At 37.1% G+C, this 12,236-nt stretch carries 11 protein-coding genes; 6 read left to right on the top strand and 5 right to left on the bottom strand.

Going from position 1 to position 12,236, the window contains the following annotated elements:
* Positions 1 to 224: 224 nt before the first annotated feature.
* Complete coding sequence (locus A5880_RS09905) at positions 225 to 980, top strand: DeoR/GlpR family DNA-binding transcription regulator (RefSeq protein WP_086330797.1); 756 nt, start codon at positions 225 to 227, stop codon at positions 978 to 980.
* A gap of 24 nt (positions 981 to 1,004) precedes the next feature.
* Positions 1,005 to 1,397, top strand: a complete 393-nt coding sequence (locus A5880_RS09900) for a tautomerase family protein (protein WP_086330796.1) — start codon at positions 1,005 to 1,007, stop codon at positions 1,395 to 1,397.
* 85 nt (positions 1,398 to 1,482) lie between these two features.
* On the opposite strand, the gene A5880_RS09895 is transcribed toward A5880_RS09900, so the two are convergent.
* The 5 genes from A5880_RS09895 to rpsL all read right to left on the bottom strand — a co-directional run bounded on the left by A5880_RS09895 (position 1,483) and on the right by rpsL (position 6,919).
* Positions 1,483 to 1,998 (bottom strand): hypothetical protein, encoded by a 516-nt coding sequence (locus A5880_RS09895; protein ID WP_086330795.1) that lies wholly within the window; start codon positions 1,996 to 1,998, stop codon positions 1,483 to 1,485.
* Between the two features lie 478 nt (positions 1,999 to 2,476).
* Complete coding sequence (tuf, locus tag A5880_RS09890) at positions 2,477 to 3,664, bottom strand: elongation factor Tu (protein ID WP_086330794.1); 1,188 nt, start codon at positions 3,662 to 3,664, stop codon at positions 2,477 to 2,479.
* Between the two features lie 138 nt (positions 3,665 to 3,802).
* Positions 3,803 to 5,890 (bottom strand): elongation factor G, encoded by a 2,088-nt coding sequence (gene fusA, locus A5880_RS09885; RefSeq protein WP_086330793.1) that lies wholly within the window; start codon positions 5,888 to 5,890, stop codon positions 3,803 to 3,805.
* Between the two features lie 82 nt (positions 5,891 to 5,972).
* Complete coding sequence (gene rpsG, locus A5880_RS09880) at positions 5,973 to 6,443, bottom strand: 30S ribosomal protein S7 (RefSeq protein WP_010761695.1); 471 nt, start codon at positions 6,441 to 6,443, stop codon at positions 5,973 to 5,975.
* Between the two features lie 56 nt (positions 6,444 to 6,499).
* The gene (gene rpsL, locus A5880_RS09875; protein WP_010761696.1) at positions 6,500 to 6,919 is read right to left on the bottom strand and encodes a 30S ribosomal protein S12; all 420 of its coding nucleotides are present in this window, start codon (positions 6,917 to 6,919) and stop codon (positions 6,500 to 6,502) included.
* Positions 6,920 to 7,196: 277 nt separating this feature from the next.
* Between rpsL and A5880_RS09870 the strand changes: the two genes are divergently transcribed.
* The 4 genes from A5880_RS09870 to gpmA all read left to right on the top strand — a co-directional run bounded on the left by A5880_RS09870 (position 7,197) and on the right by gpmA (position 11,982).
* Positions 7,197 to 9,611: an Ig-like domain-containing protein gene (locus tag A5880_RS09870; RefSeq protein ID WP_086330792.1), complete on the top strand. Its 2,415-nt coding sequence runs from the start codon at positions 7,197 to 7,199 to the stop codon at positions 9,609 to 9,611.
* 109 nt (positions 9,612 to 9,720) lie between these two features.
* Entirely contained in the window at positions 9,721 to 10,398 is a 678-nt protein-coding gene (gene rpiA / locus A5880_RS09865) for a ribose-5-phosphate isomerase RpiA (RefSeq protein ID WP_086330791.1), read from the top strand.
* 130 nt (positions 10,399 to 10,528) lie between these two features.
* Positions 10,529 to 11,107, top strand: coding sequence for a recombinase family protein (locus A5880_RS09860; RefSeq protein ID WP_086330790.1), 579 nt, complete (start codon positions 10,529 to 10,531; stop codon positions 11,105 to 11,107).
* A gap of 188 nt (positions 11,108 to 11,295) precedes the next feature.
* Complete coding sequence (gpmA, locus tag A5880_RS09855; RefSeq protein WP_086330789.1) at positions 11,296 to 11,982, top strand: 2,3-diphosphoglycerate-dependent phosphoglycerate mutase; 687 nt, start codon at positions 11,296 to 11,298, stop codon at positions 11,980 to 11,982.
* The last annotated feature ends 254 nt before the right edge of the window (positions 11,983 to 12,236 follow it).

Raw genomic sequence — 12,236 nt, 5'->3', positions numbered from 1 at the left:
TTGGTTAACTTTTGATTATATTGTACAGTTACAATTTAAGATAGTCAACCTGTTTTCAATGAAATATTGATTTTTTTGATTACTTCTTGGATAACTGCCTCTTATCAAGTAATAAAAATAATCATTTAGCACACATCATTTACTTATTCCTGGTTATATATTGATTACATTGAGAGCATATGTTATAGTGAAGCTAATTACACGAAGTGGAAAGGTTATAGCATATGAAATTACAACGGATTCAGCAAATCGAAAACCATATCCAGCAACAAGGCAGTATTTCTCTTGATGAACTATGTCGCGTTTTCAACGTTTCTAAAAATACCATTCGTCGGGATATCAATGAATTAGAAAAAAGAGGAACCATAAAGAAAGTATATGGCGGCGTGGTTTATGTAGAAAACAATCTCGTTTCTTTTGAAAATCGAACGATTCACAATCAAGCAGAGAAGGAAAAAATTGGTGCACAAGCTGCAACGCTAATCCAAGAAGACGACTTAATCTACATCGATTCTGGTACAACAACTAGTCAACTATTAAAAAATGTTGATCCAGAACTGCCATTTACCTTATTGACCAATAACCTTGATATCATCAACGCTGCGGCAGCAATGAAAAACGTTCAGTTAATTCTTATCGGAAATAGCTACAAAAGAAAAACACGTTCTTTCGTGGGCATCGAAGATGAAGCGGTTGTAACAAGGTATAATATAAATAAAGCATTTATGGCCGCTACGGGTGTATCGATTACAAGCGGGCTGACCAATTCAGATTTAATGGAGTATCGTATTAAAAAAATGATCGTTCAACGAGCAAAAGATATCTACCTGTTAGCAGATCAATCAAAATTCGATCATTCTACCTTGCTCACCTACTCACCATTAGAGAGTATCAAGGGAATTGTCACAACTAAAGATATTCCACAAAATTATGTCGATTTTTGTGATTTACATACAATTGAACTTTTATACGGTAATTAATTATTTTGAAAAGGAGGGAAGCAATTGCCATTACTAAAATTTGATATGGTTGAAGGACGCAGCGAAGAGGAAATACAAAGAATTCTTGATATTGCTCATTCTGTTGTTTTGGAAGCTTTTGATGTTCCTGAAGGGGATAGATATCAGATCGTGACTCAGCATAAACCATTTGAAATGGTGATGGAAGATACGGGGCTAGGGTTTAAAAGAGACAAAAGAAAGATGATTTCACTTACTGTTATTAGTAGAGAACGAACAACACCTCAAAAGGAAATGTTTTATCGCTTACTTTCACAACAATTAGAGGAATTTTGTGGGATGACACCTGAAAATTTACTTGTTTCATTCGTTATTAATAATGATGCGGATTGGAGCTTTGGATTTGGAAAAGCACAGTTTTTGACTGGGGAACTTTGAGAGGAAAATACGTCTGGGACATAACTCTACAAGTTATATCTCAGACACCAAAAACCCGAATAAACGGCAAGGAATAATGTGATTTTTACGAAAAAACTATACCAACTACATAGCTGATAATCAATAAAATCACTTTTACCAATGCCAAAATTTTAGTTGCTCGAAGGTTTTTGCTTGAAGAGTAAAAAAGATAAAGAAACAAAATAAAATCTAAAAGCAGTGCGACACCAGATACTAATGATACAGATACCACATTGATAAGTAATAAACTTAATGTGTTAACTACAATCCTGGTAAGCAATAGAGAAACAAATATCTGATCGCTATATGCCCCACCTCCACCCTTATAAAGCAGCTGAAATAGTGTTTTAATCAGAAAATAAGTAACAAATAGCATCACTAATATAAATGGAATTATTATGATTGCTACAACAAATAAAGAAGAAGTCTCAGTTATATTTAAACGCTCTTTAACATTTGAAAGAAAAGTGTTTATTTCAGGATTATTTCTCGCTAAATCAAACATCAATAATATATATGACATTACATAAACACTCACCATAATAAATTTCAATCCTAAATTTTTTAATTTTCTAGACACCTCTTATTTCCTCCTTAATTTATAATACTTTGCGCGTAAGATAAACTATCACGTAAAAGTAGCCCATCATGAGTGACAACAATAGCATGCAATCACTCAGAAGTTTATTTATCCAAATATCTATAAATAATACCTTTTGACTCTTTATCCATACTTGCCAATATCTCCCTTGACCCAACTGTACTACTACAATTTCCCCATTTATACTGTCATCTATTTCAAAAAATAGTAACATTTATATAATCTAAAAGCAATCTTATTTTCATTTAACTTCCTTTAAAATTTCATTTTAAATAAAAACTAATCTTACAATTCTAATTATAGCTACTTATAAATTATGAACTATTAAAAATTACAAGGTTTTTTCACACTCCATAAAAATTTGATAGGTGCAACAAAAAAAGCCGAAGGGAAATCCCTTCGGCTTACGTCCGAGTACCCCAGCTTTTTACACTGGTTAGCGCTATATTAAGTCTAATTATTTAACGATTTCAGAAACAACGCCTGAACCAACAGTACGTCCGCCTTCACGAATAGAGAAACGAGTTCCGTCTTCGATAGCGATTGGGTGGATTAATTCAACGTCCATTGCTACGTTATCACCAGGCATTACCATTTCAATACCTTCTGGTAATTCAACTACACCAGTTACGTCAGTTGTACGGAAGTAGAACTGAGGACGGTAGTTAGTGAAGAATGGAGTGTGACGTCCGCCTTCTTCTTTTGATAAAACATAAACTTCAGCTTTGAATTTTGTGTGTGGAGTGATTGAAGCAGGTTTTGCCAATACTTGTCCACGTTCGATATCTTCACGAGCAACACCACGTAATAACGCACCGATGTTATCGCCAGCTTCAGCGTAGTCTAATAATTTACGGAACATTTCAACACCTGTAACAGTTGTTTTAGATGTTTCTTCTTTAATACCAACGATTTCGATTTCGTCACCAACGCGAACTTCTCCACGTTCAACACGGCCTGTAGCAACAGTACCACGTCCAGTGATTGAGAATACGTCTTCGACTGGCATCATGAATGGTTTGTCAGTATCACGAGTTGGAGTTGGGATGTACTCATCAACCGCAGCCATTAATTCCATGATTTTTTCTTCGTATGAAGCGTCGCCTTCTAAAGCTTTCAAAGCAGAACCAGCGATAACAGGAGTGTCATCACCTGGGAAGTCATATTCAGATAATAAATCACGAACTTCCATTTCTACTAATTCTAATAATTCTTCGTCATCTACCATATCCATTTTGTTTAAGAAAACAACGATGTATGGTACACCAACGTTACGTGATAACAAGATGTGCTCACGAGTTTGTGGCATAGGACCGTCCGCCGCTGATACTACTAAGATAGCTCCATCCATTTGTGCAGCACCAGTGATCATGTTTTTAACGTAGTCCGCGTGTCCTGGGCAGTCCACGTGAGCGTAGTGACGAGCATCAGTTTCATACTCGATATGAGAAGTGTTGATTGTGATACCACGTTCTTTTTCTTCTGGAGCGTTATCGATATCAGCATAGTTTTGAGCTTCACCGCCACCGTGTTTAGCTAACACAGTTGCAATTGCAGCAGTTAATGTAGTTTTACCATGGTCAACGTGTCCAATAGTACCAATGTTTACATGGGGTTTAGAACGGTCAAATTTTTCTTTAGCCATTTTAAATGTTCCTCCTAAAATATATGAATTTTATTTTATTTGATAGATAGTGACAACTACCTGATCATCTTTAATTAGTTTAACCGAAATCGTAAGAAAATCCTAGTCTTAAATAAGTAAGTACCTATTTCTTAACTATTATGCGTTGTTTCCGCCATTTTTCTTGATGATTTCTTCTTGTACAGATTTTGGTACGTCTTCATAGTGGTCAAATACCATCATAAATGTACCGCGACCTTGTGTTGCTGAACGTAATGTTGTAGCATAACCGAACATTTCAGCTAGAGGCACCATCGCGTTAACGATTTGTGAGTTACCGTGTGCTTCCATACCTTCAACACGTCCACGACGACTTGTAACGTGTCCCATGATATCACCTAAGTAATCTTCTGGAACAGTAATTGTTACTTTCATCATTGGTTCTAAGATAACTGGATTAGCTTTCTTAGCAGCCGCACGTAACGCCATAGAAGCCGCTACACGGAAGGCAGTTTCATTTGAATCGACATCATGGTATGAACCATCATAAAGTTTTGCTTTGATATCAACTAATGGGTATCCAGCAAGAACACCGTTGTTCATTGATTCAGCTAAACCTTTTTCAACCGCTGGGATGTATTCACGAGGAACCACACCACCGACGATAGCATTTTCGAATTCGAAACCTTTTCCTTCTTCGTTTGGTGTAAATTCAACCCAGACATGTCCGTATTGACCTTTACCACCAGACTGACGTACAAACTTACCTTCTGCCTGAGTTAGAGGCGCACGGAAAGTTTCACGATATGATACTTGAGGCGCACCAACGTTAGCTTCAACCTTGAACTCACGTCTCATACGGTCTACTAATACGTCTAAGTGCAACTCACCCATACCAGAGATAACTGTTTCACCAGTTTCAACGTTTGTTTCAACGCGGAATGATGGATCTTCTTCTGCAAGTTTTTGCAGAGCCACACCCATTTTATCTTGGTCGGCTTTTGATTTAGGTTCAACAGCAACTTGGATAACTGGTTCTGGGAACTCAATTGATTCAAGGATAACTGGTGAATCTACCGCACATAAAGTATCACCTGTTGTTGTATCTTTCAATCCAACAGCGGCAGCGATATCTCCTGAATACACTTTATCGATTTCTTTACGTGTATTCGCGTGCATTTGTAGAATACGACCGATACGTTCTTTTTTGTCTTTAGAAGCGTTCAATACATATGAACCACTTTCAAGAACACCAGAATAGACACGGAAGAATGTTAAACGACCTACGAATGGGTCAGTCATAACTTTAAATGCTAATGATGAAAACGGTGCTTCGTCATCAGCAGGACGAGTTGTTTCTTCGTCTGTCTTAACGTCGATCCCTTTGATTGCATCAATATCAAGTGGTGATGGCAAGTAATCAAGAACTGCATCAAGCATTAATTGAACACCTTTATTTTTAAAGGCAGAACCAGCCATTACTGGGAAGAACTCAACGTTAATCGTTGCTTGGCGGATACCCGCTTTTAATTCTTCGATTGTAATTTCTTCACCGTCAAGATATTTCATCATTAGGTCTTCATCAGTTTCAGCAACAGCTTCAACTAATTTTTCACGCCATTCAACTGCTTGATCCATATATTCTTCTGGAATTTCAGTTTCTTGGATGTCTGTACCTAAGTCATTTGTGTAGATTTCAGCTTTCATCGTAATTAAATCGATGATCCCTGTAAAGTTATCTTCTGCACCAATTGGTAATTGGATTGGATGAGCATTTGCTTGTAAACGATCATGTAATGAGTTTACAGAGTATAAGAAATCCGCACCGATTTTATCCATTTTGTTACAGAAAACAACACGTGGAACTTTATATTCAGTTGCTTGACGCCAAACTGTTTCTGTTTGAGGTTCCACACCTGATTGTGAATCAAGAACGGTTACAGCACCATCTAATACACGTAGTGAACGTTGAACTTCAATAGTGAAATCCACGTGCCCTGGTGTGTCAATGATGTTTACACGGTAACCTTTCCATTCTGCAGTTGTTGCTGCAGATGTGATTGTAATACCACGTTCTTGCTCTTGTTCCATCCAGTCCATTTGTGATGCACCTTCGTGCGTTTCACCAATTTTATGGATTTTACCAGTGTAATAAAGGATACGCTCTGTTGTTGTTGTTTTACCCGCATCAACGTGAGCCATGATTCCGATATTACGAGTTTTTTCTAACGAAAATTCTCTTGCCATTCTAGGTTGTTCTCCTCTCTTTATTTAAATCGATTGTAAAGTGACTGTCTGTTGTAAAGTTAAATTACATACAGAGAGGATCTTACCAACGATAATGTGCAAACGCACGGTTAGCGTCCGCCATTTTATGTGTGTCTTCACGTTTTTTAACAGAAGCACCAGTGTTATTGGCAGCATCCATGATTTCTTTCGCTAGACGTTGTTCCATTGTATGTTCACCGCGTAGGCGAGCATAGTTAACAACCCAACGTAGACCTAAAGTTGTACGACGTTCTGGACGAACTTCAACTGGTACTTGATAGTTAGAACCCCCAACACGGCGAGCTTTTACTTCTAAGACAGGCATAACGTTTTTCATTGCTTGTTCGAAAACTTCCAATGGGTCGTTCCCTGTAGATTCTTTAATAATATCAAATGAATTATAGATAATATTAGCAGCAATCCCGCGTTTTCCATCAACCATTACACGGTTGATCAAGCGAGTTACTAATTTTGAGTTATAAATTGGATCTGGTAAAACATCGCGTTTTGTAACAGGACCTTTACGTGGCATCCGTAACTCCTCCTTCCGAAAATTCTTTTTTATATACTACCTTAGTGATTGTCAAATTATTTAGCTGCTTTAGGCATTTTAGTACCATATTTAGAGCGGCTTTGTTTACGATCAGTAACGCCGGCTGTATCAAGCGCACCACGTACGATATGATAACGTACCCCTGGTAAGTCTTTTACACGTCCACCGCGTAATAATACCACGCTATGTTCTTGTAAGTTGTGACCAATCCCTGGGATATAAGCTGTTACTTCGATTAAGTTAGACAAACGAACACGGGCATATTTACGTAAAGCTGAGTTCGGTTTTTTAGGTGTCATAGTTCCCACACGTGTACAAACCCCACGCTTTTGTGGTGAATTTACGTTTGTTTGAGATTTCTTGAAGCTATTATATCCTTTGTTCAACGCTGGTGAATTAGATTTTTCCACCTTTGATTTACGAGGTTTACGTACTAATTGATTAATTGTAGGCATTCCTTGTTTCCTCCTTCCTCATTTCGCATCTAGTCCCACACATCCAGGTGGTTCTTTTTTAGCGATAAAAAATAATGCAGTCTCTGCACTCATTATCAAATATGCTTCGATAGACAGTCAGCACGTCTCCAACGAGAGACCTGTAGATAAAGCACCTTTGATAGCATACCATGACGTATTTCATTTGTCAACTATTGTTTTTTAGGTCCACAAAAAATAACTCATTTACAAAAAGTAATAAAAAGAGTACTATAGATTGAAAGAAGGAGGAATCTATATGAAAAAAAATGGTAACGCTTTACCCATTGTTAAAAGGCACTATCTGCTTATCGCTCTGTTTGTTTGCTTCATTTTCTCAGCTCAAAACGCTTTTGGCGAAGAAAGTAGTCTACCAGCCAAGTACGATCCTCGGGAAACTGGACAAGTGACTCCGGTTAAAGCTCAAACACGATCTATTTGCTGGTCATACGCCGCCACTTCGGCACTTGAGAGTTATTTAGCCAGAAATGGTGAGCAGCACGATTTCTCAGCAAATTATTTTAATTATCTAATTGCTAGGGATGCAACTGGCGCAATAGGAGAAAATCCTTATTCTACTGTTATTAGTAATGGCGGCGGATTAGATAACGGCTATGATACTGAACCCGTTATAGATGCTATGTTAGACTGGTCTGGTCCAGTCAACGAGAACACTTTCCCCAACTCTATTACTGGCTACCAACCGCTTGCTAAGTGGCAAAACTTAAATGCAGAAAAGCATGTACAAGGTATAGTCACTCTTCCAAAAGTCTCATTAGACATTTCTCAAGAAGACAACGATAAGCGTATCCAAACAATCAAAGAATATGTTCATCGTTATGGTAATGCTATTCAGAGCAATTTAATGTTTAGAGGGTACGAAACCCGTTATAGTTCTCAGTATATTCCTAAAGAACGTGTTGGTACTGTTAATCACGTAACGACCATCGTTGGCTGGGATGACACCTTCCGCAAAGATGTATTCGTTTACAAACCATCTCAAGACGGCGCGTTTATTGTCAAAAACAGTTGGGGACCTAACTGGGGAGATCAAGGTTATTTTTATATTTCTTATGATGACTTCCAATTAAAAAAATCAGACATCAATGTCATTACTTCCGTAGAAAATAAGGATAATTATTTTAAAAAGTACAACGGAGCTTATTTTACTGGTGGACAACTTGTGCCATTATTTCCGAATAAAGAACGAACACTTGCCACTTCTTATTCACGAAAAACCGAAACACCAGAACAGTTATCTGCTGTTTCATTGAAAACATTAAGTAATGATGTAAATTATGAAATTTACGTTATACCTAATGGAAAACCTTCAAAAAACCTAACTGGTTTTACTAAGGTTCAAGAAGGGATAAAAAAAGAAATAGGCACTGAAACAATCCGGTTGAAAAAACCTGTTACTTTAACTGGAAAAGACTTCTCTATCGCTGTTGTTTATCGTTCTTCTGATAAAGAAAACCGCCAAAATTTACCTGTTAGCCCAAAGGAAACATTAGGTTTAAACAGTGGTAGCAGTTACTTATTACAAGACAATGGCATATGGACTGAGGAAACTTTCCGTACCTTTTTTATTGGCGGTTTTACTGAACAAACATCAGAAATAGCTGCAACTTCAGTTACAGTTCAAAAAGGTGCCCTATCACTTTTAGTAGGCGACCAGGAGCAGCTAACAGTTACATTAGCTCCTAAAAATGCGACTTATCCCTCAATCGGTTTTAGAAGTCTTAATCCAGAGATTTCCACTGTCGATTTTAATGGTACAGTCACTGCTGTTCATGCTGGAAAAGCAAAAATAGAAGCTTTTTCAACTAGAAATCCTTCTGTAAAAGCAGTGATTGACATTACAGTAAGTGATTTACCTAAAATTCAAAAAATAGAGCTTAGCCAAACAGCACTCAATATTGATAAGCTTCAAAAAGTTACTTTAAATGCCAAAACCCTACCGGAGAATGCGCAGCCACAAAATATCATCTGGACAACGAGTAATCCATTAATCGCCACTGTTTCATCAACTGGAGAAATCAATTCTAGGCAGGCTGGAGAAGCAGTCATTACAGCAACTACTGAGGATGGGACTGTTAAAGCTGTCTGTAAAGTATCAGTTAACTCAAGTTCATACTCAAACGGCTATTCCTTTGTAGGCTGGGGAACAGATTTGCGAGATAGCCGTAGAAATTATCTGTATATTGATGATCCTATGACGAATACAATTTATTTCCAATATGGTGCTGGACTCCTTAAAAATTCAAAGGATAATTGGGTTGAATTTCATTTAACAACGGCAAAAGGAAAAACGTTTAAAGCCGTTGACTATCCAGAAATTACATGGTTCGATTCTTCCAACAAGCTTACTTCCATCGTAGATGCTACTATCGAATATACTAAAGATGGGGTCAATTTTACTTCTGAAAAACCAGATTCACACGAATTAGAAGGCTTTAGAATTCATTATGCTTCGAAAATTACTGCTAATTTACAGCTATTTGTCAATCTTAAACTAAAAGTAAATGATCTGAAAGAAGAAGATAAGAGAAAAGTTATACTTCCTATCCAATTAAAAAAGGGATACCACTTATATGGACCAACAACAGATGTAATTGCTGATGGGCTAGCACCATCTAAAATCAACAGTTTTAACGTTTACTTTGCTAAATAAGTTTAAAATTAAAAAACAGATAAATCAATTTGAGTATCTATCTTTTTTTGTTCCTTGCATGTAAACTATTGGTGTGAGACTTAGACTTAAAAAGGAGAGGGTACGTGTAATGAACCTTAAACAAATGGCAGGGATTGAAGCAGCAAAGTATGTAGAAGATGGAATGATTGTAGGTCTAGGAACTGGCTCTACCGCAAAATTCATGGTTGATGAAATTGGTAGACGTGTAAAAGAAGAAGGATTGTCCATCACTGGTGTGACAACGTCAAAAGAAACAGAGCGTCAGGCTATTGAGTTAGGGATTCCTCTAAAAAGCATTGATGATGTTCCCTATGTTGATTTAACCATTGACGGTGCGGATGAAATCAGTGAAGATTTTCAAGGAATCAAAGGTGGGGGCGCGGCTTTATTATTTGAAAAGATCGTTGCAACCTATTCAAAGAAATGTATTTGGATTGTCGATGAGTCTAAACTAGTCAAAAAACTTGGCAAGTTTCCGTTACCTGTTGAAGTCATTCCTTATGGCAGCCAACAGTTACTTCGTTTATTTGAAGAAAAAGGGTTCTCACCAGCTTTAAGAATGGCAAGCGACGGTAAGGCTTTAGTTACTGATGGCGGTCATCACATTATTGATCTTCATTTGAACGAAATTGCTGATCCAATTGCATTAGGTGATTATTTAGATCAATTAGTTGGCGTAGTTGAGCATGGCCTATTTCTTCAAATCGTTTCAACCGTTATCGTAGGTGGCGAAAGTGGACCTAGAACAATTCATGTGTCTAAATAGTACTTTTGTTGTACTTTATTTCAAATAAAACAAATATATGAGAAAAAGATGAAAAAAACATCTATCATTTCGTTCGTTTATGTGCTACATTCTTAATATCCTATTATTTTTTCTTAAGAAAGGACGAACGATGAAAACAATTGGTTACGCACGTACAACAATTACTGACAGCGATTTAGATGCTCAAATAAAGATATTGACTGATTTCGGTTGTGAAGAAATTTTTCACGAGTCTTTTGATATTACAGACGATAAACACGCTACTTCTGAACTTGAATCTGTCCTTAGAATTTTGGAACCTGGTGATGCACTTGTGATTTGCCGTTTAAATCGATTAGGACGCTCTACTCGACAATTAACTGAATTGACCCAAACCTTTAAAGGTTCCGGCATTCATTTGGTTAGTTTAGATGAAGAAATTGACACTCGTCAAACTATGGGAGACATCTATTTTAAGTTGATGAATGGGTTAGCACTTATGGAATGCGACCTGATCAAAGAACGTACCTTGATCGGTTTAAATAATGCACGTAAAAAAGGAAAAATCGGTGGTCGCCCAAAAATTGATAGACAGACAGTCAAAAAAATTCGACATCTTTACTATGAAAAAAAAGAAACCATCCAGTTCATTTCATCAAAATGCAATGTTTCTGTCGGTACTTGTTATAAGTATATCAGGCTACCCGAGAATGAAATCACAAAAATATAGTGTTACAGTTAAGAAAACATCAAACAGACCAACGCTTGGTTTGCCTTGATGTTTTTCTTTTAGAAAGCTTTTCTAACAAGACTTTTCAGTAGTTTTTACTAATTTACAATGGAAATCTATTTTAAAACGTTGTACAATAGAAAAGGAAATGAAAGTTTCAGAAACTACAACTCAAAGGAGAGCTATACATGCCAAAATTAGTATTTTCTCGTCATGGACTTAGTGAATGGAATGCGTTGAATCAATTTACCGGTTGGGCTGATGTTGATTTAGCACCAGAAGGAATTGAAGAAGCGATTGAAGGCGGCCGCAAAATCAAAGAAGCTGGAATTGAATTTGATGTAGCCTATACTTCTGTTTTAACTCGTGCAATCAAAACATGTAACTTACTTTTAGAACACTCAGAGCAATTATGGGTGCCTCAAATTAAATCTTGGCGCTTAAACGAACGTCATTATGGTAAATTACAAGGCTTAAACAAAAAAGAAACTGCTGAAAAATATGGAGATGACCAAGTACACATTTGGCGTCGTTCTTACGACACTCTTCCTCCATTAATGGAAGCAAACGATGAAGGGTCTGCTGCAAACGATCGCCGTTATGCAATGTTAGACAAACGCGATGTTCCAGGTGGGGAAAACTTAAAAGTAACATTAGAACGTGCTTTACCATTCTGGCAAGATGAAATCGCTCCTGCTTTACTAGATAATAAAACTGTTTTAGTTGCAGCTCACGGTAACTCTTTACGTGCGTTAGCAAAACACATCGAAGGTATTTCAGACGAAGATATCATGGATCTTGAAATCCCAACAGGTCAACCACTTGTTTATGAATTAAACGATGATTTAACAGTAGCTAAAAAATACTATTTATAAAAAAGCGAAGAGGCTGGGACAGAATGCGTTTAGCCCCGAGAAATAAGAATACATTCACGAAAATTGTTCTTCAAATTTTTGTGAATGCATTCTTATTTCCGAAGGGGTTGCTTCTGCTCCCGCCGTTTATTCTGTTTTTAAGGGTGAGGTTGAGATAAAAGTCGGTTAGGTTCGAGCAATTGGAGTAAAAATCGAACAATACGCTTCTTGTATTGCTCGATTTTTGCGAAATTGCCGAAGAACCTGACTTTTGT

The organism is Enterococcus sp. 4G2_DIV0659 (assembly GCF_002140715.2).
Taxonomy (GTDB): Bacteria; Bacillota; Bacilli; order Lactobacillales; family Enterococcaceae; genus Enterococcus_L; species Enterococcus_L mansonii.
This window is presented reverse-complemented; position numbering and strand designations above follow the sequence as displayed.

Coding starts and splice junctions, on each gene's coding strand:
- A5880_RS09905 (WP_086330797.1), top strand. CDS start 225: ATGAAATTACAACGGATTCAGCAAATCGAAAACCATATCCAGCAACAA.
- tuf (WP_086330794.1), bottom strand. CDS start 3,664: ATGGCTAAAGAAAAATTTGACCGTTCTAAACCCCATGTAAACATTGGT.
- fusA (WP_086330793.1), bottom strand. CDS start 5,890: ATGGCAAGAGAATTTTCGTTAGAAAAAACTCGTAATATCGGAATCATG.
- rpsG (WP_010761695.1), bottom strand. CDS start 6,443: ATGCCACGTAAAGGTCCTGTTACAAAACGCGATGTTTTACCAGATCCA.
- rpsL (WP_010761696.1), bottom strand. CDS start 6,919: ATGCCTACAATTAATCAATTAGTACGTAAACCTCGTAAATCAAAGGTG.
- A5880_RS09870 (WP_086330792.1), top strand. CDS start 7,197: ATGAAAAAAAATGGTAACGCTTTACCCATTGTTAAAAGGCACTATCTG.
- rpiA (WP_086330791.1), top strand. CDS start 9,721: ATGAACCTTAAACAAATGGCAGGGATTGAAGCAGCAAAGTATGTAGAA.
- A5880_RS09860 (WP_086330790.1), top strand. CDS start 10,529: ATGAAAACAATTGGTTACGCACGTACAACAATTACTGACAGCGATTTA.
- gpmA (WP_086330789.1), top strand. CDS start 11,296: ATGCCAAAATTAGTATTTTCTCGTCATGGACTTAGTGAATGGAATGCG.